16 protein-coding genes are annotated in these 26,214 nt (G+C 63.4%); 5 read left to right on the forward strand and 11 right to left on the reverse strand.

Translation table 11 applies throughout. The features are described 5' to 3' along the window. Positions 1 to 72: 72 nt before the first annotated feature. The 10 genes from CKO25_RS18135 to CKO25_RS18180 all read right to left on the reverse strand — a co-directional run bounded on the left by CKO25_RS18135 (position 73) and on the right by CKO25_RS18180 (position 13,666). Complete coding sequence (locus CKO25_RS18135) at positions 73 to 1,503, reverse strand: MBL fold metallo-hydrolase RNA specificity domain-containing protein (RefSeq protein ID WP_242467721.1); 1,431 nt, start codon at positions 1,501 to 1,503, stop codon at positions 73 to 75. A 237-nt stretch (positions 1,504 to 1,740) separates the two neighbouring features. After that, positions 1,741 to 2,901: a DUF1501 domain-containing protein gene (locus tag CKO25_RS18140; RefSeq protein WP_200389366.1), complete on the reverse strand. Its 1,161-nt coding sequence runs from the start codon at positions 2,899 to 2,901 to the stop codon at positions 1,741 to 1,743. A 12-nt stretch (positions 2,902 to 2,913) separates the two neighbouring features. Next, entirely contained in the window at positions 2,914 to 4,296 is a 1,383-nt protein-coding gene (locus CKO25_RS18145) for a DUF1800 domain-containing protein (RefSeq protein ID WP_200389367.1), read from the reverse strand. 208 nt (positions 4,297 to 4,504) lie between these two features. Beyond that, positions 4,505 to 5,974: a sugar transferase gene (locus CKO25_RS18150; protein WP_200389368.1), complete on the reverse strand. Its 1,470-nt coding sequence runs from the start codon at positions 5,972 to 5,974 to the stop codon at positions 4,505 to 4,507. Positions 5,975 to 5,983: 9 nt separating this feature from the next. After that, a complete protein-coding gene (locus CKO25_RS18155; RefSeq protein ID WP_200389369.1) occupies positions 5,984 to 6,694 on the reverse strand; it encodes a nucleotidyltransferase family protein in 711 nt (236 codons plus the stop codon). Between the two features lie 144 nt (positions 6,695 to 6,838). Then, entirely contained in the window at positions 6,839 to 8,008 is a 1,170-nt protein-coding gene (locus CKO25_RS18160) for a LegC family aminotransferase (protein WP_200389370.1), read from the reverse strand. Positions 8,009 to 8,254: 246 nt separating this feature from the next. Next, positions 8,255 to 9,442 carry a UDP-N-acetylglucosamine 4,6-dehydratase gene (locus CKO25_RS18165; protein ID WP_200389371.1) on the reverse strand — a complete coding sequence of 396 codons (1,188 nt, stop codon included), beginning with the start codon at positions 9,440 to 9,442 and terminating at the stop codon, positions 8,255 to 8,257. Positions 9,443 to 9,559: 117 nt separating this feature from the next. Further along, on the reverse strand, positions 9,560 to 10,891 hold the full coding sequence (gene tviB / locus CKO25_RS18170; RefSeq protein ID WP_242467722.1) for a Vi polysaccharide biosynthesis UDP-N-acetylglucosamine C-6 dehydrogenase TviB: 1,332 nt from the start codon (positions 10,889 to 10,891) through the stop codon (positions 9,560 to 9,562). 140 nt (positions 10,892 to 11,031) lie between these two features. After that, positions 11,032 to 12,687, reverse strand: coding sequence for an O-antigen ligase family protein (locus CKO25_RS18175; protein ID WP_200389373.1), 1,656 nt, complete (start codon positions 12,685 to 12,687; stop codon positions 11,032 to 11,034). Positions 12,688 to 12,853: 166 nt separating this feature from the next. Continuing rightward, complete coding sequence (locus CKO25_RS18180; RefSeq protein ID WP_200389374.1) at positions 12,854 to 13,666, reverse strand: tyrosine-protein phosphatase; 813 nt, start codon at positions 13,664 to 13,666, stop codon at positions 12,854 to 12,856. Positions 13,667 to 14,286: 620 nt separating this feature from the next. Here CKO25_RS18180 and CKO25_RS18185 point away from each other — a divergent pair. The 5 genes from CKO25_RS18185 (at position 14,287) to CKO25_RS18205 (ending at position 21,585) form a co-directional block, all read left to right on the forward strand. Continuing rightward, positions 14,287 to 16,617 (forward strand): GumC family protein, encoded by a 2,331-nt coding sequence (locus CKO25_RS18185; protein WP_200389375.1) that lies wholly within the window; start codon positions 14,287 to 14,289, stop codon positions 16,615 to 16,617. 60 nt (positions 16,618 to 16,677) lie between these two features. Next, entirely contained in the window at positions 16,678 to 18,456 is a 1,779-nt protein-coding gene (locus tag CKO25_RS18190) for a DnaJ domain-containing protein (RefSeq protein WP_200389376.1), read from the forward strand. A 235-nt stretch (positions 18,457 to 18,691) separates the two neighbouring features. After that, positions 18,692 to 20,113, forward strand: a complete 1,422-nt coding sequence (locus tag CKO25_RS18195; RefSeq protein WP_200389377.1) for a tetratricopeptide repeat protein — start codon at positions 18,692 to 18,694, stop codon at positions 20,111 to 20,113. 268 nt (positions 20,114 to 20,381) lie between these two features. Next, on the forward strand, positions 20,382 to 20,858 hold the full coding sequence (locus CKO25_RS18200; protein WP_200389378.1) for a FecR family protein: 477 nt from the start codon (positions 20,382 to 20,384) through the stop codon (positions 20,856 to 20,858). Between the two features lie 250 nt (positions 20,859 to 21,108). Then, on the forward strand, positions 21,109 to 21,585 hold the full coding sequence (locus tag CKO25_RS18205) for a hypothetical protein (RefSeq protein WP_200389379.1): 477 nt from the start codon (positions 21,109 to 21,111) through the stop codon (positions 21,583 to 21,585). A gap of 317 nt (positions 21,586 to 21,902) precedes the next feature. On the opposite strand, the gene CKO25_RS22010 is transcribed toward CKO25_RS18205, so the two are convergent. Beyond that, the gene (locus CKO25_RS22010) at positions 21,903 to 25,988 is read right to left on the reverse strand and encodes a ribonucleoside-diphosphate reductase subunit alpha (RefSeq protein WP_200389380.1); all 4,086 of its coding nucleotides are present in this window, start codon (positions 25,986 to 25,988) and stop codon (positions 21,903 to 21,905) included. Positions 25,989 to 26,214 lie beyond the last annotated feature (226 nt).

A 26,214-nucleotide genomic window follows, 5' to 3' on the forward strand; every position in this document is an offset into this window, starting at 1 on the left:
AGACGACCGCCTGCCGCAACCCGTCGACATCGCCTCTCTCACGGCGTCGCGGCGGGCGGACCTGTTCGGCGGTTACCCGATGCGTACCTCGGTGCCCGGGAACCGGTCCTGTAAGACGCCCTGTAAGGTGCGCTTCGCCCGCTGCTCGCCATGCACCAGGATCACCTCGCGCGGCGGGGTCGCCATGGCGGCGATGAAATCACTCAGATTCTGTTGATCGGCGTGTGCCGAATAGCCGCCGAGTGTGTGGATGCGGGCGCGGATGTCATAGCGTCGACCATCGAGTTCGACATAACCCCCCCGCGGGCCATAACGCTGAATCGCCCAGCCCGGCGTGCCGGCCGCCTGATAGCCGACGAACAGCAGGTCGTGACGCGGATCACCGAGCATCGCTTTGAGATAGTCCATGATGCGCCCCCCGGCACACATCCCGCTCGCCGCGATCACCACCGCGGGACGATGCTCGCGCGCCAGATGCGCGACCATGCGCAGATGCGCGTCGTGGTCGGCGACCGTCAGCATCCGCTCGAAGGCGAGCGGATGGCGGCCGGCCGCGAGACGGGTGGTCGCCTCCTCATCCCAGTGCGCCCGCAGGCGCCGGTATCCAGCGGTGAAGTTTGCCGCCAATGGGGAGTCCAGCACCACCGCGAGGTCCTCCCAGCGCCAGGCCTCCCCCGCGGGGCGCGTCCCGGATGTCCCGTACTCATGCACCAGGGTCTCCAGTTCGTAGAGCAATTCCTGAGTCCGTCCGATGCTGAAGGCCGGGATCAACAGGGTGCCGCCGTCCTGGAAGGCATGTTCCACCAGGGCGCGCAGACGCTCGTGGCGCGTGGTCCGATCCTCGTGGACTCGGTCCCCATAGGTACTCTCAAGCACGACGATGTCGGCTGACTCAGGCGGCGTCGGATCCGGCAGCAAGGGGGTGTGGGGCGCGCCCAGGTCACCGGAAAACAGCACCCGCGTGCGTGATCCGCCGTGGCTCAGATCGCATTCCACATAGGCCGACCCGAGGATGTGTCCGGCCTGCTGCAAGCGGATGCGCAGACCTGGATCACCGGCGATGAGGGAATGCCACTCACCATAACGCAAGGGCACCAGTCGTGTCTTCAGCAGTCGCAAGACCGCCTCGATCAAGCGGGCCTCGCGCGTGACCCCAACCTTCAGGGCATCCTCCAGCACCAAGGGAAGCAGCTCGGCCGACGCCTCGCTGCACAGGATCGGCCCACGAAATCCAGCCGCCAGGAGATGTGGCAGGCGCCCGACATGATCGATATGCACGTGCGTCAGGATCACGGCTTGGAGGTGTGCGACCTCGAACCCGATGGCCAATTGATGCGTGTTCGCCCCATCATCGGCCGTCTCGGTTCCCTGAAAGAGCCCGCAATCGATCAACACCGACCGCCCGTCTCCCAGCTTCAACTCATGACAGGATCCGGTGACACCATCGACGGCCCCATGGTGCGCGATCAAATCGGTACCCGACATCCCTATCGTCTGTGTCATGCGCAACCCCCACCTGTTTGCGGCCTCGACCTGTGAAGCTGGGGTGGCACGGCACCCCGACTTCTCATGCGAAAAGTGTAAGGTTCCGGGTGATGGTTGGCAATGCGTGGCCCGATCCGGATCGGCAGGAACGCGGTCAGGGTGGTCTCGCACGTCCAGGGCCCCGCGCCGGCCGAATCACGGTTCGGCTGGCCTGATGAGGGCCTGATGAGAGTCTGATGAGGGCCAGGCGCCGGCTCAGATCCACTCCATGACCGGAAAGCGGGTCTGGAATGCGGGTGCGGGTTGTCGCCACCAGCGCTCGGCGATGGTGGCGTAGAGCTGGCGATAATCAGTGGTCTGGACGGGGTCCCCCCGATCCAATGTGGTCAGATCGGGCGCCGTGCCATAGAGACCGCCCTTGACCCGTCCACCCAAGGCAAAATGCGGTGCCGCGGCGCCGTGATCCGTGCCCGCGCTGGCGTTCTCCGCGGCGCGACGGCCGAACTCCGAGTAGCTCATGACGAGCACCCGGTCCCAATCGCCAGTCTGCTTGAGTGTCGCGCGGAACACCGCCAGGGCCTCCGCGAGCTGCGTGAGCAAGGCGGCATGTCGGGTAAGCTGTTGACTATGGGTGTCGAAACTCCCGATGCGTACCTTGTAGACGGGAATCGCCATGCCCGCGTTCAGCATGCGCGCGACTTGCTGCAACTGTCGTCCCAGTGGCGTGCTCGGGAACGCGAGCGGTGGCTCCTCGAGGCGCTCGATCGAGGCTTGGAACTCCACGCCGGCCTGGCGAATCGATGCCCGGACCGCCAGCAGATGGGCAAGTGCGTCCGGACCCCGCGCGGGCGGCTCAAGGGCCTGCAGTTGCCTCGCCGCCCGCACGAACTGTTCTGGCGTCTGTAGACTGATGACCTCGAGGCCGCCACCGCGCGCGGGTCCCTCGTCGCCGCCGAGGATGACCACGTCCGGCACACCCGGGTTTGACCCTTGAGGCAGGGAGCGTGTCAACCAGCCGGTCGCCAGGACCTCAGTCGCGTCGGAACCGGTCTCCCAGATATCCATCGACCGAAAATGCGAGCGATTCGGCGCGGGATAGCCGACGTTTTGAAGCCAGGCGAGTTCGCCGTCATCCCAAGCCGGCATCAAGGGACGGAGGGCGGGGTGCAGGGCGGCGGCATCATCCAACGGCAACAGGCTCGTGCTGTCCAACGCCAGGCGTGGACGCAGTCGGGCATAGTTCGGATCACGGAAGGGCACCAAGGTATTGAGCCCATCATTGCCGCCCTTCAATTCCAGCAGCACCAGCGTGCGCGGGCGCGGTCCGGGCGCTGGGGCGAGCGGGGTGCCTGCCGTGAGCGTGCCTGGCAGAACCCCGGCGAGCAGCGCACCCCTGATGAGATCGCGACGACGCATGAGACTCCTCCATCACTTCAGTTGATAGCGCGGATCGAGAATCGCCTCGATCAAGGCCTCCCGAACGCCGAGTTCACCGTCGTCATCCGGCAGGGGCGCCGCGAGCACGGGGACCCCTTGCACGGGCCACAGCCATTGCCTGACCACCTCCTCATCGAGTCCCGCCCAGGGCTGTCCGGCCAGCGCGCTCTCGTCGGCGAGATCCCGCGTCGCCCGACGCAAAAACTGCTCGCGCATCAGCAGTCGGTTGGCATCGATCCAGGCCGTGTGTCCAGGCCATCCCGCGACGTCGGGAGGGTCAAATAGATTCTGCCCCATGCGTTGTCCGAGTGCGAGCAGTTCGCGATCGTGCGGGGTCGGCAGATCGAACCGGCGAATGGTTCCGACGATCAGCTCCACCGGTGATTTCACCAGTGAGCCGCGATTCGCATCGTCCCAAAAGGCCTCGCTCAAGAGCATCTCACGCAGCAGTGGACGGATGGCATAGCCACCCTCGCGGAACCCCGCGGCCAGCCGGACCACCTCGTTTGGATCCGGCTCGGGCGAGATCAACTCCCGCCACAGCTTCTCGACGATGAACTCAGCCGTTCGGGGTTGCTCCAGCAGGATCGCAAGGACGGCGTCCAGTCCAAAGTGACCGGTGCGATCCAGAAAGGTCTTCCGACCATCATCGTGCCGCGCCGGTCTAAACCGCGCCGCGCCGCTGACCGGATCGAGCGTCCAGCCACTCAGTGCGCGCGCCGCGGCCTGAATGTCGGCCTCCTCATACTGTCCTTCACCCAGGGTGAAGAGTTCGAGGAGTTCGCGGGCAAAATTCTCGTTTGGTTTGGCGCGATGATTCCGTCGTCCATCCAGATAGATCAGCATGGCTGGGTCGGTGGCCATGGCCCGCAGCAGTTCGGCGTAGTTCCCCAAGGCGTGTTGGCGCAGTGTCAGATGCTGTTGCAACATCAGTTGGGGCGATCCGACCTGCCGCAGTTCGGTGCTGAAGTGGTCGTGCCAGAACAGCGTCATGCGCTCAAGCAGAGGCGCTTCGCTCGTCAGCATCTGGCGGTACCACCAGGCCTTCAGGTCACGCCGCCGCGCCTGGATCTCCCGATTGCGGGCCTGGCGCAAGGTTTGGCGCTCGGCCTCGTCGAGTCCCTCGAACGCCGACTGGTCCATAAAGGGTCGGTCACCGGACCAATCGGGGAGTTCGATCGAGTCCTGCGTCGGTCGTAGGAGCGCATCGATCGCCGCTGCCCGGTCCAGTGTGTTCAGCGCCTCAAGGCGGTCTGGATCTGCCCCGAAGCCAGCCCGGTCCAGGAGATGACGGGTCTCGTTCACGTCGAGGGCAGCGACGGTCGGCGCGACCAGGAGGATCGCAAGGAGTGCGGTTGGGGTTCGACAGAACATGGGCATCAGCTTCCGTGAAACTTTGGGATATGGAGCCGCTTCAGAAACTAGGTCACACCGCCGCGTGGAAGACTGAGAGAAGCTCGTGCAGGATATCGTTGTGCGATTCGTCTCGGCAGTGAACACCACAGTCAGGTTGCGCCACGCCATCCTCAATCAATTCATCCGCAGGGACGCTGGGTTTGATGTGCTCGGGGACCGTTGCGCGTTATTCGGTTGCCTGAGCGGGTTGATCCGGCGGGAGTGTGTCTGCACCTGAACCATAATTTTTCGATGAATGAATAACGATTCGCGGGCGCGTGGACAGTTCGAGAAAGGGCGCGCTCCAGGGCAGGACGCAAAGGGTCACGCCCTGCGCCTCGCACCAGTCACTCAGACGCCGATGTTTAAAGCGATCGGGTTCGAATGTGAGCCAGATCTGATGCAGGTGGTGAACCGCATGGATGGTGTTGAGATCACGCTCGGAACCGAGCACGGGATAACCCGCGATCGTGCGGCCAACGAGCTCGCGATCATTGTCATCCAGAAAACCAATGACGCGGGCGTTGGGAAAGCCGTGATCGAGCAGACAGGACACGGCAACGCCGCGGTGGCCCGCGCCATAGACCAGAATCACCGCGCGCGGGTCACCGCCATGCAACTCGGTGATCTCGGTTGTTTGGCGCCGGGCGTTCAGTCGCCGGATGCGCTCGCGACGGGCAATACGCATGGCGCCCATGAGTGCCAGGGTCAGCCCGACCGCTAAGACACCGACCATCAGGGACACATTGCGCTCCGCGATCACCAGCATGGTCAGTTGAACGAGGGTCCAGCCGAAGAGGACCGAGACCGCAAGGCGGATGGCATCGGCCGCCGCGAAATGACGTACCAAGCCACGGTAATTGCCACCGAGCAAGAGCACCGGGATCAGGACGAGGGGGATCAGCCAGGTGCCGGTCAGATACAAATCCCAGAAATGGCCACGCGGCAGGCCTTCGAAGCGCAGAAGATTCGCGCCGAACCAGGCGACTTGGATGATCAAGAGGTCGGCGATCAACACCTTCCCGGCGCGGTGAAACCAGCGAACCCAGTCGACGACCCCAATGACGCTATACCACAGACCCCGCAGGATCCACAGCAGGTCTGATGCCACCGTGGCCTGACTGAAATAGGCGAGGTCGTTCCGCGCTTTTTGCGGAAAGAGCTTCTCGCGATAGAAGGTCTCCGGGTCCTGATCCGCGGGGTAGAGATGGGATTCATTCCGAAAGGCCACCTGATTGGGCCCAAAGATACCCGGCAGGTAGTCATGCACCCGCGCGAACGGACCGACGAACAGATCCTTGAACCGCAACGTTTCAGGTCGCGGACCCACGAAGGACATGTCACCACGCAGGATGTTCCACAACTGCGGTAATTCGTCGAGTTTCGTGCGCTCGAGGATACGGCCAATCCGCGTCATGCGCACATCGGCCGCCACGGTGACACCCGAGCCCTGATTCCCCCAATCATCCGGAAACTTCCGGAATTTGTGCATCAGGAAAACCTGTCCATGCAAGCCCATGCGCGGTTGAGAGAAAATCACCCGTCCGGGAGAGTCGAGCCGGATGAGCAGTGCGATGAGTGCCATCAACGGGGCGCCGACGAGTAGCCCCAGACCGGCGAGCAGGACATCCAGACCACGCTTCAAGGAATCATTCATCGTCTTCATTTAGTGCCCTTGCATGGGGAGTTCACCGCGCTCGGCCAGTTCCTGGGCCAGCGCGAAGTCTTCCGGTCGGCCGATGTCCATGAATTGGCCGATATGACGATAGACGCGCGCACCGCGACCTTCATCGAGCATCCGATACATCAAATCATCAAATCCATAAGGCACGCCTTTGGGAATCAGCTCCAGGATTTCGGGCTCCATGCAATAGACTCCCATGTTCGCCGCATAGCTGAGCGTTGGTTTCTCCCGGAATTCCTTCACGCGCCCCTCGGATCCGTATTCGAAGACACCCATGTTGACCGGCACTAGCGTATCGTGGACGGCGATCGTCAGCGCATCATTGTGATCATGATGAAAGCGAAACAGGGCACGCAGGTCCAGATCCGTGATCAAGTCGCCATTGAGCACCAGAAAGGTACTGTCCAGACGGTCTCGCAACAGATCCAAGGCGCCAACGGTGCCCAATGGCGACGTCTCCTCGGTGTATTCGATCCGCATGTCCCAGCGGCTGCCATCACCGCACAGGATCTGGAGCAGGTGCCCGAGATACCCCGTCGTCACATGCACCTCATGGATGCCATTGCGCCGCAACCAGCGCAGGAGGATCTCGATGACGGGCAACTCGCCGACCGGCATCATGGGTTTGGGGAGAATCAAGGTATAGGGTTTCAGACGCGTACCACGCCCGCCCGCTTGGATGACCGCTTTCATTGTCATACTCGCATTGGTTTCAGAAGGTGATGAAAAGCCGAACACATCGACCAGTTTGTCAGCCGGCCGCCGAGTTCAGGGGGCATTCACCAGAATCACCGAGCATGGTTGGTGACCAGCACTCGATTCATGCTGAGTATCCTCTCAGTGCCCATGTACGGGGACGCTGGATGGGAGCTTCACCAACCGCGCCTCGATCCAGTCACTGTTTGTCAGGTCACCGCAAGGGCAATGCGCAAACGGGGCCAAGCGATGCATCGGGGTCCAGAGCGGGCGGGTCATGACCCCTAGCGCGTTGGTTTCTTCAAGGATGTCATCACGCTCCTTGCGATCATGGGTGAGAAAGGCATTGAGCCAGTAGTTCGAACGGGCCCCGGCTGGTTCGCGAATGAATGGGTAATCCGTCTCGGCGAACCAGGCCGCGTAATCCTCCGCCAAGGCCCGCTTCTGCTCGAGATCCCCCTCCAGCTTCAGCATCTGCGCGCAACCGAGCGCCGCATTCAGCGCGGGTAGCCGATAGTTGAACCCCACCTCGTCGTGGAGGAACAAAAACGGATGTGGTTGTTTGGCGGTCGTTGTCAGATGTTTGGCGCGGCGGGCCAGGTGCTCGTCATCGGTTAGGATCATGCCGCCACCGCCGGTCGTGATGATCTTATTGCCATTGAAACTCACGGCCCCGAGTCGTCCAAAGGTGCCCGTATGACGCCCCAGGTACAGGCTCCCGAGGGACTCGGCCGCATCCTCGATCAGCACGAGATGCCAGCGTTCGCAAACCGCGGCGATGCGATCGATGCGTGCGGGATGACCACAGGTGTGCATGGGCAGACAGGCGCGAATCACCCGATTGGTGTCGCGATTCCAGCAGAGTCCATCATCACGGATCTCGGCGTGCGCGTCGAGGAACAGCGATAGGCTCTCCGGGGACAGACTCAAGGTGTCGCGGTCGATGTCGACAAACAGCGGGCGAGCCCCAGTATAGTGGATGGCGTTACAGGTGGCGACGAAGGTGATCGTTTGCGTGATCACCTCATCGCCAGGATGGACACCGCCAAGCAGGAGCGCGACATGGAGCGCGGCCGTGCCGTTGACGGTGGCAACCGCGAACCCGGCTCCCGTGAAGGACGCGACCGCCGCCTCGAAGTCATCGACATGGCGTCCCACCGATGAGACGAAGCCACTGTCGATCGCCTCCAACACCGCCTCCCGATCGCGCACACCAAAGGAGGGCGCGTGCAAGGGGATGACAGCGTCCTGTATCCCGTAGCGCGAGCGGACGGCCGCAACGAGTTGTCGAGAGAAGCGCTTCTGCTCCATCCTCTAAAGCCCTCGATCCATCACCCCAAGACCCTGACCGTCGGCGTCCGCTGATGACATCCACTTCGCGGCATGATCATCAATCCGCTTCTTTCAGTGAGCTGTGTACCATGGAACCGATCACTGGCGCAAAACAAGATCTGTAAATGGTTGTTAAGGCCCCTGAGTTCGAGCCGCGCGCGCTCGAGGACCAGGATTGCGCGGGCATCGGCTTGATCACCCCGGAGGCGCGACGCGACCCCAGCCTCACATCTTATCGTCGAGATAGCGCCCGGTGTCCTGGTGGCCGAATTCGGGCAGCATGGCGTGGAAGAGTTCGACCAGCTCCTCGCGCTCCCAGTGACCACGTTCGGTCATGGCAGCAATGCGCTGCTGGAAGTCGGTCAGCTTCTCGGCGTCGAAGAGGGCCGCGTTCTGGATGACCCCGATCTGCTCGAAACGGGTCATGTCCAGGGTCTCGCGGTCGGTATAGAACTCCTCGAAATCCTTCTCGCCCGTGGTGTCGCTCGGGAAAAAACAGCAGGGCCATTGGCGCCGCGTCAGCCGCTCCTCAATGCCAGCGCGGGCCTCCTCCTCGCTGGCGCAGGGATAGGCCTCGAAGCCCTGGGCGGCCAGGTAGCGTTCGGCGATCTCGGCGAAGCTGATCAGATGCAGACGCTCGCTCAACTTGGGAAAGAAGATGTCGCGGTTCTCACCGAGCAGTGTCGACATCAGGCAGAGCTCGCCCGACTCTTGCGGGGTTACGAAATAGCGCCGGACATCGTTCGGTGCGGCGAGCGGCTGGCGCTTGGCGATCCGTTGGTTGAACCCATGCAGCAGTGAACCATCGGAGAAGGCGACATTGGCGAACCGTGCCGTCGAGATCGGAAGACGCACGCTCGCCTGCATCAGGAACATCTCCATGATGCGCTTGCTCGCGCCCATCATGTTCGCCGGATTCGCCGCCTTGTCGGTCGAAACGCAAAAATATTTACGCGCCCCCCCGGCCTCGGCCTGTGCGATGGTCGCAATGGTATTGAGGATGTTGACCTCGACCATGCGCATCAAGGTAAAGGGGTCTTTTTCGCTGCGCACATGCTTGAGCGCCGAGAGGTTCAGGACATAGTCATACCCGCCGCTCCAGCGCATCAGCGCGGCGAAGGGCCCCGAGCCACAGTCGATCGCGAAGGTCCGGAAGTCACCGGAAATGTAACCGAGCGTGCTGCGCAGATCGCGGACCAGCTCAACCAGGTTGTTCTCACTGATGTCCACCACGTGCAAGGCGCGTGGGTGGCGCTTGAAGATCTCACGCACCACGGCCTGGCCGATCGAACCCGCGCCGCCAATGACCAGGAAGCGACTCGCGGCCACCTGTTCCGACAGCTCGGCCGCGTGGCGATGGAGGTCGGGATCAAAGAGCGGCTGATCCCGACCGATCAGCTCCAGGATAGTCATACCAAAAGGGTTCCCATGGTCAGGTTGATCCAGCACGCAATCCATGTTGATTCAGCCCTCGCACGCATCGCGTCCCCTGGACCGAGGCCAATGTGGGTCTGACGCAGCCTGGCCCGCTTATAAACGCGCATCGACCGTGTCGCGCGGCAAGACTGATTTCACATCGTAGAGGATGGATCGGTCCTTCGCCCAGGCCCGGATGCCGGATGCACCGAGCGCGATGAAGTCGCGATGCGCAACGGCGAGGATGATGGCGTCGTAGGTCTTCGGCGACGGGGCCTCGCTCAGACACTCGACACCGTATTCATGACGCGCCTCATCGCGGTCGACCCAGGGGTCGTAGCAGTCCACCGCGATCCGGTATTCACCCAGGGCGGCGAGGATATCGACCACGCGGGTATTGCGCAGGTCCGGGCAGTTCTCCTTGAAGGCGAGCCCCAGCACCAGGATACGACTGCCACATACCCCGATCCCGCGTTGCAGCATCAGTTTCACGACCGTCTCGGCGACATGCGCGCCCATGCGGTCATTGATGCGCCGACCAGCGAGGATCACCTCGGGATGGTAGCCGATGGCGACGGCCTTGTGGGTCAGGTAATAGGGATCGACCCCGATGCAATGACCACCGACCAGGCCGGGGCGGAAGGGGAGAAAGTTCCACTTGCTGCCGGCGGCCTCGAGCACTTCCAGGGTATCAATGCCGAGTCGATCGAAGATCAGGGCCAGCTCATTCATGAGGGCGATATTGAGATCACGCTGGGTGTTCTCGATCACCTTCGCCGCCTCGGCGACACGGATACTGCTGGCCAGATGGGTCCCGGCGGTGATGATCTCGCGGTAGAGCGCGTCGACGATGGCGGCAATCTCCGGGGTGGAGCCGCTGGTCACCTTTTGAATGGTGGTGAGGCGGTGCGCCTGATCGCCAGGGTTGATCCGCTCGGGCGAGTAGCCCAGGAAGAAGTGATGCGAGGTCTCTGGCGACTCGGCTTGAGCCGAGCTGGACGCACAGTAGGTCAGGCCCGAGACGCGCTCCAAGACCGGGGCGCAGTCCTCCTCGGTGCAACCGGGATACACGGTGGACTCGTAGATGACCAGATCGCCAGGTTTGAGAACCTGACCGACGGTTTCGGAGGCCTTGACCAGGGGCGTGAGGTCGGGGCGCTTGAAGGCGTCAACGGGCGTGGGCACGGTGACGATGAAGATCCGACAGTCCGTTAAGGCCGTGACCGCGCTGGTGCAGATCAGGTGACGCGCGGCGGCGAGTTCCTCCGGGGTGGTTTCGCGGGTGCGATCAAGCCCCGCTTGGAGTTCGGCGACCCGGGATTCATCGATGTCGAACCCAATGACGGGGCGGTGTTTGCCGAACTCGACCGCGAGCGGGAGACCGACATAGCCGAGACCGATGACGGCGATGGGACGGTTCGGGTCACGCAGGTGATCGAGAGGCATAGGCTTGTCCATTGCGCGGTTGTCGCGTCTAAAGAGTTCCGATTCGCCGCGCCCCGGAGGCGGAGCGGCAGGGCGGCGGCTTGGCCTGTGAGTCAGGATGGCGGCCAGGCATGAGGATCCGCTTTCGCTCCCAGGCAAGCTCAGCTGTTCGAGCGATGCTCCGTCCGACCGACGCCGGGGGCGGACGGGGCGGGCTGTGGGTCTGGGGCCGGAGCCGGAGCCGGGGCCGGGGACACGGCCGTCGGTGCCGGCGTGGGCGCGGGTGAGACCACCTCAGCGAAGGGATTGGTGATCTGATCCGGTGGCGGCTGTGGAGCGACGCTCACGCGGGCCATCTCGGGCATGACGGCTGCTCCGGTCGCGCTATCGAGATGCGGCGTTCGGCGCTGGCGCCGTCGCCGGCCGCCGTTTGGCTCCAAGCGCTCGGGCGGCATGAAGAAGATCCCGGCGAGGAGCGCAAAAAAGGCCTGGTTGGCGGGAATCGCGAGGTTGTAGTCGACAATCTCATGAAGCGCGATGAGTAGGAGGCCCACCCCGGCGCTGACTTGCAGAAAGCGGCTTTGGGACCACTCGTGCCGGGTGTACACCCGCGTCCACTGGCGCAGATAGAGAATGAAGGCCAGTAGGATGACGGCGAGGGCAAGGACGCCGACGTCCATGGTCCATTCGAGATAATCATTGTGCGCACGGTTGACGAACTGGCGGCCGAACTCCAGCGGCTGCAGCGGCGTGAAGGCGATCGGAAAGGTGCCTGGCCCACTCCCGATCGGAAAAAAGGTGGCGATCCCCGTGAGGGTCGAGGCGAAGAGTGCGTGGCGACCGTCCTCGACGACGCCAGTGACCGAGAAGCGGTCCAGCACGGGGGCCAGCCCGATGGCGATGCCGAAGCCGATGGCGGCGACGATGATGGTGCCGGTGATGCCGAAGGTGTTGCTTCCGCCGATGCGTCGGGCGAAGAGAAGGGTGATCAGCACCAGGCTGAGCATCCCCATCGCGATGCCGGTGCGCGACCGAGTGAAGACCAGACCGATCAGGATGATCAGGGCGGCAGCGCCATAGAGGAGCGCCAGATTACCCTGTCCAGAGCCCAGGAAGGCCGCGCGTCGCCGCCAGGTGCCACCGCCACCGGCCGTGCGCTTACGCCCGAGGCTGTAGAGCAGAAGTGCGAGCGTGAGCGGCAGGGTCATCGCCAAGAGCCCCGCGAGATGGTTGCGATTGGCGTAGGTGCCCGTGCCCGAGCGACCGCCACTGCCCGCAACCTCCAGCAGGGTCTCCCCGGTCTGACCGGTTCCGAACTGAATGAGCCCGATGATGGCCTGCACCACGGCGATGACGATCAACAGCTGCGCGAGGATGAGCAGGCTCTTGGCATCGAGAAGCCGTGTCCCGATGAAGACCGCCACCGGCACGATCAGGACCAGCCCCGCCGCGACCGTCAGCGCGGGGTCGATCGAGAGCGTCTTCCAGGTCGGACCGCCCTCGGGCGCGAGGATGGCCTGTCCCGCTAGGATGAGACCGCGTCCGGGCAGTGCGTCGACCAGTCCGCTCGGCAAGGGGATGAGATAGAGCAGGGGGATCGCCAACAGCAGCAGGATCAGTCCCGTCTCGGTGCGGGTCAGGGCGACGTCACGGGGCCTCCAGAGCGAGGTGATGAGGATGACGAGCCCGAGCCATTGCAGCAGGATGCCGGCGAGCGGTGTGTTGCCCGCACGAAAGATGGGCGCCAGCACCAAGAGCACGCAGAGCAGGATCAAGATGGCTTTCGAGAGTGGGTGAATCGGCTCGGCGGTGTTCATCGCGGTTCCCTAGCTCGACACGATAGTCCTGGTCGCGGTGTGAAGGCAGGCGAGTCGGCGTGGTTGAATCCAAGCGCGCCTGGAAAACGCGCAGTCTACCGGTTTCAGGTGGCGTTTCAAGTCACCCGCGGACGAACCCTCCGCCCACCGATGTCATGGTCTTTTCTCAGCGAAACAAACGGGCGAACAGACCGCGTTTGGCGGGTTGTGGCGGTTCATGCGTGCGGCTCGGGTCGAGCATGGGCGGTGGGGGGACCTCGACCGGATCACGATTGTCGAGAATCGCCTGGGGCCGGAGTTCGACCAAGCGCTCCGCCTCCTCCGCTCCGACCCAGCGCACGGCCGCGTCGCGACCCTCGGAGAGGATGGGTGGGCGATGACGGGTTTCGTGGGAGTCGGTTGCGAGGATGTGCACGAGGCCCTCGTCGAGCATGCGTTCGCCCCAGTATTTCGGCGTGCGCCCGAAGCGACCCGTCAGGGCGCCGGCGGTGAGTTGGATCCAGGCACCCTGGCGAGCGGCTTGAACGAACCAGGGGTAATGCTCCGCATCGAGCCAGGTCAAACGTTCCGGATGCGTGATGACCGGGACGAACCCGAAGGCGAGGCAGTCGTGGATCGACTCCTGGAAATGCACCGGGACGGTGTGGTGTGGGGGCTCGAAGAGAAAATAGCGGGTGCCGTTCAGGGTCGGGTGGGTGCCTTGACGCAGACCGGGGATCATCTCGGGGGCAAGCTGAATATCAGCCCCCTCGGTCAGGTTCAAGGGCAAGTCCGCTTCGGCGAGTGCTTGGCGCAGCGCGCCAATGGCCGCGCGGATGCCCTCGGCGCGATTCTCGTAGAGTCCAGGATAGATGTGTGGCGTGCAAGCGGTCGTGGTGATGCCATCGCTCAGAGCGATGCGCGCCATCTCAAGCGAGGTCGACAGATCGGGTGATCCATCGTCGATTCCCGGGAGCAGATGGCAGTGTAGGTCGATCATCGGTCATACACTCCGTGGTGTCCGTGCGAGAGGGTTCCTAACACACCCGCAAGGGTGAATGGTCACGTCTTCAGGCCTGAGCGCGCCGCCGCGAGATTCGCTCAGGCCGGGTCGTGCCGCGGCGATTGTTTCTGTTAAGCCATCTTAACAAGATTGCCCCGAAGCCATATTAAGATTGTAGGAGATTGCTGCGAGCGAGTGATTTCCCAAGCGACCTTTCGGGTGGTTGGGCGTCGCTCTCGGCTGGTGTATCCTTCCGGGAATTGCGCTCGGATCAGTTTTTGATTTAAATCAGTCTGGATGTGCCGACCGGCACCATCGCACTCGCATGCCCGCGCCGTGAATTCCCTGTGCTTGGACTGGTCTATAGTCATCGACTTGAGCGGTCGGGTGCGCGGACGCCGGATCACCGAGGCACGGGATCCAGCACCTCATGGCTGACGCACCGGCTGTGATGGCGGATGCGCCGCGCGGGGAACGCGTGCGATCCCGCCGGACGAGCGCATCGGCTGAATCGGCCCAATTGGATCACCGCGGTGGCTGACCGCGGCCTCGACGCATTCTCGCCGCCGTTCCGGGCGGCGCTCCCATGATCGCGATTTCGAAACGGACGTGACGTTATGAATAGCCCAGATCAAGCACTTGCACCCCAAGGGCCCGGAGGCCCGCTGCAGGTCTCAACCGGCGCGCGCCTGCCCGCTGTTGGCGGCTATCAGCCACCCGCCGCGCCCGTGCGTGACGAGGATGTCATCGACCTGCGCGAGTTGTGGAACGTCCTGATGCGGCGGCGCTGGCTGATCATCTCGGTGGTGTCACTCGCCCTGATCCTCGCCCTGGTGGCCACCTTTGTGGCGACCCCCATTTATCGCAGCACCCTCTTGCTCCAAATCGAGACCGAAGGGCAACGCGTCGTGGACTACGGCAACGTGATGCCCGAGGAAGCCACCGGCTATCGTTCGAACATGGACTTCTACCGTACCCAGTACGAGTTGCTGAAGAGCCAGGCGCTGGCGCGGCGCGTGATCGATCAGCTCGGAATGAAGGCGCGCGATGATGGGGAGGCGCAAGGGGGAGGCTTCATGGCGGATATGAAGTCGATGGTCAAAGGCTGGCTCTCCTCGCTCTCCACGACCGAGGTGTCGGCGGCCGCGCCGCGCCGCGCGGACCCCGAGCAGGCCACGCGCATCCGCGAGGAACGCGCCCTGCTGGGTCGACTCACGATCGAGCCGGTGCGTGACTCGCGTCTCGTGCGCATCCATTTCGACAGCCCCGACCCGGTCGAGGCCGCGGAGGTCGCCAACGCGATCGCGGCGAATTTCGTCAATCTGAACCTCGAGCGACGCTTTGAGGCCTCGGCCTTCGCCAAGCGCTTTCTCGAGGAGCAGCTCGCCCAGGCCCGGGTGAGCTTGGAGGAATCGGAACGCCGCTTCGCCACCTATGCGCGTGAGCGCGAGATCGTGGATACCGACAAACGTCTGCAGATCACGCTGGACAAGCTCAGGGAGATGAACGTCAAGCTGGTGACAGCCCAGGCGGGGCGGATCCAGGCCGAGGCGGAATATCTCGGGGTCACCGGCACGGATGGTTCGACCACGATGGGGGTTCTGGAAAGCAGCCTGATTCAGGGGCTCAAGCAGCGCCGGGCCGATCTCGAGGCCGAGTATCGTGATCAGCTCCAGGTGCTGAAGCCCAATTACCCGACCATGCAGCAATTGCGTCAGCGCATCGACGAGCTCGATCAACAGATCACCCAGGAATCCGCGGCGATCATCGGGGGTCTGCGGGCGCGCTACGAGGCGCGGGCACTCGAGGAGGCGAAGCTGGCACGGCATATCGTGGAACTCAACGAGGAGGCGCTCGCGCTGCAGGATCGCAGCACGGATTTCGACACCCTCAAGCGTGAGGTGGATACGCACCGCGAGCTTTATGACGGTCTGCTGCAGCGCGTGAAGGAGGTGGGGGTCGCCGCGGGGGCGGTGAACAACAACATCTCCGTGGTCGATGCGGCGCGTGTCCCCTTGGCGCCCTTCAAGCCGAACCTGCGGCTGAATCTGGCGATCGCCATCGCCTTGGGCGGCTTTATCGGGGTGTTGGCGGCCTTCCTGCTCGAGGCACTGGACGACACCGTGCGCGGTGCCGAGGACGCCGAGTCACTGATCGGCGCGCCCGTCCTGACCCTGATCCCGAAGATGGAGACTCGCGACCAAGACCCTGGCCAGACGGATATTGGCTTGATCTCATTTAAAGACCCCAAAAGCGCGGTCGCCGAGGCGGTCCGCTCCCTGCGCACCCAGCTCCTCTTCTCGACATCCGAGGGTGCGCCGAATGTGTTGCATTTCACCAGTTCGCTACCTGGCGAGGGCAAAACGACCACCGCGCTGAATACCGCGATCGCCTTTGCCCAGGCCGGTTCGAATGTCCTCCTCATCGATGGCGATCTGCGCAATCCGTCGCTCCATCGGTCCCTCTCCTTGCCGAACACCGGCGGCTTGACCAATTATCTGGCGGGCTCGGCCAAGCCACTCGAGATCTCGCAACCCACTCAGGTGAAGCGGTTGTTCACCATTACCAGTGGGCCCTTGCCGCCGAACCCCGTGGAACTGCTGGCGAGCGCGAAGATGGTGGATCTGGTGAGCTTGGCCTCGGAGCGGTTCGACATGGTCATCATCGATGGTCCGCCGGTCATTGGTCTTGCTGACGCCTTGGTGCTCGCGAACCTCTCCAAGGCAACACTCTTCATCGTGAACGCCGAGACCACGCGCCGACGGGATGTTGGCGGCGCGGTCAAACGTCTCCGTCAAGCCAACGCGAACCTGCTCGGTGGGGTGATGGCGAAGGTCGGTCGCGCGGGCAAGGGCTATGGGTACGGTTACGGTTACAGCTACGACTACATGTACAGCTATGGACATAAGGGCGACGACTCGAAGCTGCCCCAGCAGAGCCCGGCCTGAGTCGCTTGGTTGGGCCGCGTGGATGACGGTTCACAACCCTGACCCGCTCGGGAGCCATGCTTGACGACCGTACCCCCGCTGGTCGTGCTGGCGCTCGATTATCATCGAGATCCCTTGGCCCATCGCTCCTTGAGCGAGGTTGAGCGGCCACTGCCGCGCGACTTCGAGCATCTGTTCTCGGAGTTCTGCGCGGCGCTTTCAGCGACACGCATCCATGACACGGCCGCCGCGCTCGGGATCACGCCCAAAGACCTGGCCGAGGCCGCGCGATTCCTCGTGCGGCATGCGCTGCTCGATGCCCGTGGCGATTACTACCGCCACCTCGGCCTGAATCGGGATGCCAGTCCGGAGGCGATCCGCCAGCATTACCTCCTCTTGATTCGCATGTTTCACCCCGACCGGCTCGATGACTTGGCGGAGACGGAGGGGTTCTACGCGACCCGGATCAATTTGGCGTATCAGACCCTGTCGAGCGCCGCATCGCGGGCGCAATATGACCAGTCCTTACCTGATCAGCGACCCGCGTCGGATGCGTCCGATGCTGAGCCGTCGTCGTTCGCTTGGTCGCAGCGCCCGGTCGTGTCCCCGGTCATGCACAGGGCACCCGTGCCGCGCCCCGCGCGAGTGCGACGTCGCCATGTCATGCGCTCGCGCTGGCTGCTGTTGATCCTGGCGCTGGTGGCCCTCGCGAGCACCCTCTTCACGATCAGCTACGCCGTCATCCAAGCCAACCAAAAACCGATCGTGCGATTCGCGACGCCCGAGGTCACGGACCGACCAACCCCCTTGCCGAGCTATCTCATGCCACCGGCGCCGCTCGCGGGGATGGAGCAGGCGAGCGCGACGGACGCGGGGCGTTTGGACCTCGCGGCCCCAAGCAGCCAAGTCCTGATCACGAGGGTGACCGAGGACGTGAGCAGCGCACCGCCGAGTCAAGATCTCGAGGCGGCACCCCCGGCACCCCCGGCGACCCTGGTGGATCCCTCACCGATCCTCACGCCACCCGCGCCATCCCTCCTGACCCCGGTGGACGCCCCATCCCCGACCTTACCCTCGGGCAGGATCGCGTCCGTGGCCTCCAGAGCGGAAGTCCCACCGCGGGTGGCAACGGCGCGCTCGGATCAACCACCACCGCCGGTTGCCGAGACCGTGACGACGCCAGTGGCCAAGCCCGCGCCGAGTACCCCGGCTGCCGCGGCGGCTGCCGTGACGCCGCCGTCCAAGCCGGCGCCCACGTCCAGCGGCTCGACCGCGACCCAAGGCACGACGCAGAACACAACCCCGAGCCCAGCGCCGCCGCCGCGCGCGGACGGACCGACCCGGGCGCAGGCTACCGCGCCGTCGCGTCCTGCGTCCTCGCCCCAGCAAGCCACTCAGCCGCCCAGACAGCCGTCCACCCAAACGTCCAACCAGCCGCGCGTGGCAACCGCACCCGCACCCGCGGCCGTCACCGCGCCGCGCACCCCGGCTGGGGTGAGTCCTCAGGATGCCATGACCCTCCTGGCGCGACTGCAAAACGCCTATGCCGCGCGGGATGCCGAGCGGGTCGCGAGTCTCTTCACGTCGGATGCTCGGGTCACGGGTGGACAGGGTCGAGCCATGATCCGCAACCTCTATCAAGATCTCTTCGAACGCGTCTCCGGTGCGCAGCTCACCATCACCGATCTCAAATGGAGTGCGCAGCCCAATGGCGGACTGTCCGGAACGGGCCGAATTGCCGTCAGCAACCAGTATCGGGGTCGCAGCGGATGGCGACACGCGAAAGGCCGCGTCGTCCTAGAGATTGTGCGCGATGGGAGTCAGGATCGGATTGCCATCATGACCTACGAACTCAACTAAGGTGATTTCCGAAGCAATGTGGGTCGGGCTTCAGTCCGACACGGCGGTCTCGCCATCGTCATGTGTTCTGGTCGGGCTGAAACCCAACCTCGAGTTCGACCCAGGGTTCGCAATCGAACATGCAGTGGTCAGGGCCAATGACATATCATGACGCGCCCTGGCCTGAGCCACTGAGCGAAGGCAACAGGACCCACGAGGGGATCGAAGCGGAACGGATTGAGGGACTGATGTGAGTATGTGGACCTATGCTTGGCGCGGCTTCCTGATCATTGGAGCCTCTGTGTTGGCGTGGACGAGTCTTGTTCAAGGGGTCAGTGGGTACTACGCCAATCGGGTGATCGCGGGTGATGAATCCCTGATCGAGACGGTGCTCACCTGGAACCCCGCTCATTCCGGGACCTTGGTGACCAAGGCGTATCGGCTGCTGGCGACCGATCCTGATCAGGCGGTGGAACTCCTCGAGCACGCCCATCGCGTGAGTCCCATGAGCCCCTTTCCCCTGATCGGTCTGGCGGCCCAAGCGGCCGCGGCGGGCGAGGACGAACGCGGGGACGCCCTGATCGGCCTGGCATCGCGGATCGCACCGGTCGATCCGCGGGTGCAGCAGGCGGTCGCGAATTACTGGGCGGACCGTGGCCGCTACGACCTGATGCTCGCGCACTGGTCGACGGCACTCGAGGCCGATGCGTCCCGCCGCGAGCAGTTGTTCCCCCAGATGCTCGCGATCGCCGAGAACCCGGACGCGCGCGCACTCTTCGACCCCCTGCTCGCGTCGCCGCCATCCTGGTGGAACGACTATTTCCGCTATGTCACGAGAACCGCGCGCGACCTGGATACGGTGCGTTATCTCTATGCCTCGCGCCGGCAATCGGTACGGGTCCCGGTGACCCCCGAGGAGCGCGAGGACTTCGTGCTCCGGCTGCAACGCGACGGGGCGGTTTCAGAGGCCTATGTGACCTGGCTGAGCGGGTTGGATGTCAACGAACGGCGGCATCTCGGACTGATCTATGACGGCGGATTCGAGCTGCCGATCGAGAACCGCAGCTTCGGATGGCGGGTCGGGCGCCACAATCATTTCTCGGCCGAGCCGGCGCCCACGTTGGGCGCCTCGGGGCGAGCGGCCTTGCGGGTTCGGTTTCGTGGTTTCGAAGGCCGCTTCGGTCATGTCAGCCAAGCCCTCCTGCTGGATGCGGGAACCTATCGCTTTTCGGGACGGGTGCGCGTCGACAGTCTGGTGTCACAAGGCGGGGTGCGCTGGAGCCTGCGCTGTCTTCTGCCGCAGTCCGGGGTGATCGGCGAAGGCCCGCGCTTTCTCGGGTCCGCGGACTGGAGCGAATTCGATTTTCGCTTCGAGGTGCCGCCCGATTGCATCTATCAGCAACTCGTCCTGGTCACGGCTGGAACACGCGATTTCGAGCGCCGCCTCAACGGGACGATTTGGTTCGACGACCTGCGGATTTCCAGAGTGGCCGACCTTGACGCCACCGCACGCGCCGAGGCCCTGCTGCGCGAACGCTCAGCGAGCGAACCGACGGACCCCGAAGTCGATGTGGGCCCGGACTCCGCGGTCGAGGCCGAGGAAGGCAGCGGCGCACCAGACGATGCCGAGCAAGGCGAAGCGTCCGAGGCGGATCCTGGTACCGAGCCCACCCCATGAGTGGTCCCTTGGCACGGAATCCAACCGTGGACCCCAGACGCTTCAGCCACGAGGCCGGGGCGGTTGCGATCGGAGCGCGCGCGGCACCGAGCGGTCCCTGTGATGAGTCCGCTTACGTGGCAGACCGATTGCCACCGAATAGGGTGGAATTCTGCTGATGAAGCCGCTAATCTGTGTTCAAGGCAACAGCCCGGACGGGTTGTTGCGGTCATGTCACGGTTTTCGATTGATTCACCGAACAGTGGGTCTATAGATCAGGGGGTTAGGTATGATGCGTGGAACAATGCTGGTCGCAATGATGGGCGCCGCCATGGGGCTCGTGGGTGTGCATGCGGTGGCGGCGGACGCGGCGGGTGAGATCACGCGCCTCGATGGCGCCGCCATGATCACCCAGGGCGAGCGTTTCGTCGCGGCGCAAGAGGGCATGAAACTGCAGGAACTCGATCGTCTGATGGTTCTCGAGCAAAGCGAGGCCGTGATCGAATTTCGCGATGGATGCCGCCATCTAATGAAGGAAAAAGAATTGCTGACCGTTGGGCCGACCAGCGTCTGCGCCGAGCGCACGGCGGCTGCCGATCGGACCGACCATGCCGCGGTTCAGCGCACGGCCACCTCGCAACTCGGTGATGACGACGATGCCGGTCTCTACATCTTCGGCGCGCTCGCGCTCGGTGGTTTGATTGCCGGTCTGACAAGTGAATCGTCGAATACGACGCGTCCGCTGCCCTTCACCAGCCCGCAGTAAGCACCGCGTCCCCGGGTCATCAGGACCTGGGGCAATCTTTTTAGTGGTTAGTGGTTAGTGGTTAGTGGTTAGTGGTTAGTGGTTAGTGTGAATCGGGCCATTGATCCGCTGTCTGTTTCTCGTCAGGACGACACCGAGAGACAACATACTTCCTGTGAATATTACCGATCCTAGGGGCGTGACTTGCTGCGGATTTCGGCTGAGTGGCCCACCATATTTCGATTTCATCAGAACTAGAGGGCTATTAAAGATGCCAACACAATTGACCCTGGTCGTGACAAGTGCCGTCCTTTCGTTCGCGGTCGCTCAGGCCGTGGCATCCGACAGTATCGGCGAGATCAAGCAACTCGATGGCGCCGCGATGATCACGCAGGGCGAACGCTTCGTCGCGGCCCAAGAGGGCATGCCACTCCAGGAGCTCGACCGTCTCATGGTCCTTGAGCAGAGCGAGGCCTTGATCGAATTCACGGACGGCTGCCGCCATGTCCTGAAGGAGAAGGAACTCCTGACGATTGGCGCGACCAGCGTCTGTGCCGAGCAGGCCGCCGCAAACCAGAGGGTCGATCACGCCGCCGTTCAGCGCACGGCAACCTCGGCTGTTGAAGCGGGAGACGGCCCCGACGTGGGTCTCTACATCTTCGGGGCACTCGCACTGGGCGGTCTGATCACTGGCCTGACGAACGAATCCGAAACGACGCGTCCGCTTCCCTTTACCAGCCCGCAGTAACACGCATCCATCCTCGACCTCATTCGAGGATGTCACCCCTCGCACCAATCGGCTGCGTCCACCGCGGGCGTAGCCGATCCGCAAGACCCAGTTCCAACCTTGATCGTCCTAGCGCTTGAGTCGTCTGGAGTCGCCCGGAGTCGTCCGGCTTCGATCGTCCGTTCCGCCCACTGTCGCGAAGCCGCCACAGCGACCCAGCTCGAATCGACACCCAAAGGTCCACCGACAACGGCGCGATCGACGAACCACCTGACTGAGCCCCTCTCCCCTCGTGGGAGAGGGGTTGGGGGGAGGGGGCAATCAACCGGACTGCTGTCCTACTGACACGCCTCGCAATCCGGATCGAGAATCGAACAGGCCGAGGGTGCGGCGAGACCTGGCGTGGATCCATTGGTCTTGATCCGTGCCGAGGCGGTGAGGACCGCCGCCCCAGTCCCATCGACCGCACTCAGCCGGTTGGCCTTGGAGGCATCATCCATGGTGGATTTCTCCACATGGGTCGCACCCATTGAGCGCAGATAGTAGGTCGTTTTCAGCCCGCGCACCCAAGCCAGCTTATAGAGATTGTCGAGCTTCTTCCCACTCGGTTCGCGCAGATAGAGGTTGAGACTTTGCGCCTGGTCGAGCCACTTTTGGCGCCGACTGCCGGCCTCGACCAACCAGCGTGGATCGATCTCGAAGGCGGTGGCATAGAGGGCTTTCAGGTCATCGGGGATGCGATCGATCTGTTGAATCGAGCCATCATAGTATTTCAGATCATTCACCATCACCGAATCCCACAGCCCGCGCTCCTTCAAATCGGCGACCAGATAGGGATTCACAACGGTGAATTCGCCCGACAGATTGGATTTCACAAAGAGGTTCTGATAAGTCGGTTCGATCGACTGGCTGACCCCAACGATGTTACTGATCGTCGCCGTGGGGGCAATCGCCATGCAGTTCGAATTGCGCATGCCAACCTGTCGCACCCGCTCGCGCAGTCCATCCCAATCGAGCGTCGTGCTCGTATCCATCTGCAGATAGCCACCGCGCCCCTCCTGCAGCAACCCGATACTGTCGATCGGCAGGATGCCACGACTCCAGAGCGAGCCCTCGTAGCTCTGATAGCGACCGCGTTCCGCCGCGAGGTCACTGCTCGCGCGGATGGCGTGATAGCTGAAGACCTCCATGCTGTGATCGGCGAACTGCAGCGCCTCGAGGCTGGTGTAGGGGATGCGCAGTCTGTAGAGCGCATCCTGGAATCCCATGATGCCGAGCCCGACCGGGCGGTGCCGCAGATTGGAGTTGCGTGCCTGCGGGACATTGTAGAAGTTGTAGTCGATGACGTTATCGAGCATCCGCATCGCGGTGTGCACGGTCCGTTCCAGCCGCTTGGTGTCGAGCCCTTTTTCGGTCACATGCGCAGCGAGATTGACGCTGCCGAGATTGCAGACGGCGATCTCTAAGTCATTGTTATGCAAGGTAATTTCGGTGCACAAGTTCGAGCTGTGTACGGTTCCGACATGCTGATTGGTGTAGCGCAGGTTGCAGGGATCCTTGAAGGTGATCCAGGGATGCCCGGTCTCAAAAAGCATCGCCAGCATCTTGCGCCAGAGATCAACGGCCTTCAGCCGCTTGCTCACCCGTAACTCGCCGCGCGCGGCGCGCTCCTCGTAGGCCAGATAGGCCTGCTCGAACGCGAGCCCCGTCAGATCGTGCAGGTCCGGGGTCTCATCGGGCGAGAAGAGCGTCCAAGGACCCTCCTCGGCGACCCGTTTCATGAAGAGATCCGGCACCCAGTTCGCGGTGTTCATGTCATGGGTGCGCCGCCGGTCATCACCCGTGTTCTTGCGCAGATCCAGGAACTCCTCGATGTCGATGTGCCAGGTCTCGAGATACGCACAAACCGCGCCCTTGCGCTTCCCGCCATTGTGGACGAGCGCCGCGGCGGTCATGTAGGTCTCGTCACCCTCGACCTTGAGGTCGTGGACCACCGGAACCGGCTCCCGCGCGGTGACGGATTTGACGCGGGTGAAGATCCAATTTCCCAGTCGGAACCAGTTGTGCTTGCTCACGGCTGGAACACCGAGGAGGTCAGCGATCCGGGGGACGGCTGGGATGCGCAGATCGAAGGCGCGGCAGACGCCCCTGAAGTTGACGAGGGTGCCATCGCTGCGCGTCCCCTGATGCGCCTGCTCCCGTTCGCGATATTGACCGGCACAGGGCACCCCGAGCCGTAAGAGTTGATAGCGCAGCCCTTCGGCCAAGGGGCGCGATGTGGTGGTGAAATAGATCTCCTTGCCGCGCGAGACGCCGCCATCGGTTTCGAGCAGACCCTGGATCAACGCCAAGGCTTGGTTGTGCGGCAGATGGCTGTAACGACGCGCGATGTGTTTCCGACCCTCGGCGTCATAGAGATCCTCATGCGTGAAGGGCAGATCGGCTTGATCGAGGCCAACGTAGCGGCCTGTCGTGGCGCAGCGTTGCAGTCCGCGGCCGATGCTCCATTTGATCTGAATGTAGGTCTCAGCGCGCTGACTCTCCCAGAAATGGATCCCCCGCGCGCTCAGATAGTCACGGACGAACTGAAGATGACTCGCATCAGCGCTCGGGTTGCCGGAGACGCCAAACTCATGCCCGCGACTCAGATGCCCATCGCCGAGCAGGATGCCGTAGAGCCGTGCGTCGTCCTCGGTCAGACCCTCGACGGGGACGACCTCGGAGGGAATCACCTGAGCCACATAGTCGCCGCGCGCAAGCTGACCCGCCTCGACCCACTCTGGCTTGAAGCGCGCCCGCTCGATCTGGCGCAGCGTGCGCTCGATGCTCTGTTCCATCGCAACGCCCTGGATGGCCCAGAAGGGATGTCCCGCCGTGACCTCGACGTCGTCGATGGCATGTTTGATGCCCACCCGTACCATGGGCGCATCCTGCTGGTCATAGACGAAATGCTCGGTGACCTCGCGATAGCGTCCACGCTGACCCAGCACCAGATCACCGACCTGGACCTGCTCGATCGGCTTGGGGCCATCGGCGGTGAAGACGATCGTTCCCGGTGCGAAGCACTGATTCACCGCCACCGCCGTATCGTTCGCGACCTTCAGGAAGGGCACCACGCCTTGGCTTTTGCCATTGGTGCCCTTGATGTGCGCGCCCATGCCGCGCACCCGCGTCCAGTCGTTGCCTAGGCCCCCGGCGAATTTGCTGAGCAGCGCATTGTCCTTGATGGCGCTGTAAATGCCATCGAGATCGTCCGGCACCGTGGTCAGGTAGCAGGAGCTGAGCTGAGGGCGCAAGGTGCCTGAGTTGAAGAGGGTCGGGGTCGAGCTCATGAAATCGAAGCTCGAGAGCAGCTCATAGAACTCGATGGCGCGCGCCTCGCGGTCGATCTCATTGATGGCGAGACCCATGGCGACGCGCATGAAGAAGGCCTGCGGCAACTCGAAGCGAATGCCCTCGGCGGTGTGCAGGAAATAGCGGTCGTAGAGGGTCTGCAAACCGAGATAATTGAACTGCAGATCGCGCTCCGGTTTGAGCGCCGCCCCCAGTCGGGCGAGATCATAGCGCCCGAGCTGTGGGTCGAGCAGTTCCACATCCACCGCGCGTCGGATATAGGCAGCCAGATAATCACTGTAGCGCTCGGCGAGATCGCCCTGGGTCTCGACCCCGACAGCGAGATCGAGGTAACCGAGTGCCTCGCGTCGCAACTGATCGAGCAGCAGACGTGCGGCAACCTGACTGTACTGAGGGTCCTGCTCGATCATGGCGCGCGCCGACATCACCAGCGCCTGCCCCACGTCCGCCTCGCGCACCCCATCGAACAGATTGCGCAAGGTCTCGGTCAGCAGCACCTCCGCGGCGACCGCATCGAGATCACGGCAGGCCTCCTCAAGCAGGCGTCTCATCCGCTCGACATCGAGCGGCCGTGTGCTCCCATCGGCGAGCGTCACCGAGAGGCTGGGTGCCGTCGCCGCGGGCGTCTCGCTCGCGGCACGCTGAGCGCGTTCCCGCGCGCGGGCCTCGCGATAGAGCACATAATCCCGCGCGACCTTATGCTCACCGGCACGCATCAGCGCCAGTTCAACCTGGTCCTGGATATCCTCGATATGAACCGTGCCCCCGCCAGGCAGGCGACGCATGAGGGCGCTGGTCACCTGCTCGCTCAGCGCACGGACCCGGTCATGGATGCGGCTCGAGGTCGCCGCCGATCCCCCTTCAACCGCCAGGAAGGCCTTCGTCATGGCGACCATGATCTTATTGGCGTCAAAATGGGTGACCTTCCCGTTGCGACGGATGACCTGCATTCGCCCTGGGGTGTGCGCAACGACCTCATGTGGTTCGTCACGCAACGGGGTGTGCTCAGGGCCGAGGGTACTCTCTGCAACAGTTGGCTCTGCGACCAACGATGGGCGGTCGGCGGACATGACTCCTCCTCCTAGGGTTCGATGAGACGGCGGGACGGTCGTGATGGGTGGTGCTGGTACGAGATGCAGCAGCAAAGTGCCGCAGGTCAGACACCATATCTACTTGTGAAGTGATTCGTCAATCACAAGATCTTGTGGTTTAAGGCAGAAGAAGAGAGCCGAGCATGATGCGGTGATGATGTCGTTCCCAACCGCCCCCGAGCGGCTGAACGCATCGCCCCCAACG

Source organism: Thiocapsa imhoffii (genome assembly GCF_016583985.1).
GTDB classification, from domain to species: domain Bacteria; phylum Pseudomonadota; class Gammaproteobacteria; order Chromatiales; family Chromatiaceae; genus Thiocapsa; species Thiocapsa imhoffii.

Coding starts and splice junctions, on each gene's coding strand:
- CKO25_RS18135 (WP_242467721.1), bottom strand. CDS start 1,503: ATGACACAGACGATAGGGATGTCGGGTACCGATTTGATCGCGCACCAT.
- CKO25_RS18140 (WP_200389366.1), bottom strand. CDS start 2,901: ATGCGTCGTCGCGATCTCATCAGGGGTGCGCTGCTCGCCGGGGTTCTG.
- CKO25_RS18145 (WP_200389367.1), bottom strand. CDS start 4,296: ATGTTCTGTCGAACCCCAACCGCACTCCTTGCGATCCTCCTGGTCGCG.
- CKO25_RS18150 (WP_200389368.1), bottom strand. CDS start 5,974: ATGAATGATTCCTTGAAGCGTGGTCTGGATGTCCTGCTCGCCGGTCTG.
- CKO25_RS18155 (WP_200389369.1), bottom strand. CDS start 6,694: ATGAAAGCGGTCATCCAAGCGGGCGGGCGTGGTACGCGTCTGAAACCC.
- CKO25_RS18160 (WP_200389370.1), bottom strand. CDS start 8,008: ATGGAGCAGAAGCGCTTCTCTCGACAACTCGTTGCGGCCGTCCGCTCG.
- CKO25_RS18165 (WP_200389371.1), bottom strand. CDS start 9,442: ATGACTATCCTGGAGCTGATCGGTCGGGATCAGCCGCTCTTTGATCCC.
- tviB (WP_242467722.1), bottom strand. CDS start 10,891: ATGCCTCTCGATCACCTGCGTGACCCGAACCGTCCCATCGCCGTCATC.
- CKO25_RS18175 (WP_200389373.1), bottom strand. CDS start 12,687: ATGAACACCGCCGAGCCGATTCACCCACTCTCGAAAGCCATCTTGATC.
- CKO25_RS18180 (WP_200389374.1), bottom strand. CDS start 13,666: ATGATCGACCTACACTGCCATCTGCTCCCGGGAATCGACGATGGATCA.
- CKO25_RS18185 (WP_200389375.1), top strand. CDS start 14,287: ATGAATAGCCCAGATCAAGCACTTGCACCCCAAGGGCCCGGAGGCCCG.
- CKO25_RS18195 (WP_200389377.1), top strand. CDS start 18,692: ATGTGGACCTATGCTTGGCGCGGCTTCCTGATCATTGGAGCCTCTGTG.
- CKO25_RS18200 (WP_200389378.1), top strand. CDS start 20,382: ATGATGCGTGGAACAATGCTGGTCGCAATGATGGGCGCCGCCATGGGG.
- CKO25_RS18205 (WP_200389379.1), top strand. CDS start 21,109: ATGCCAACACAATTGACCCTGGTCGTGACAAGTGCCGTCCTTTCGTTC.
- CKO25_RS22010 (WP_200389380.1), bottom strand. CDS start 25,988: ATGTCCGCCGACCGCCCATCGTTGGTCGCAGAGCCAACTGTTGCAGAG.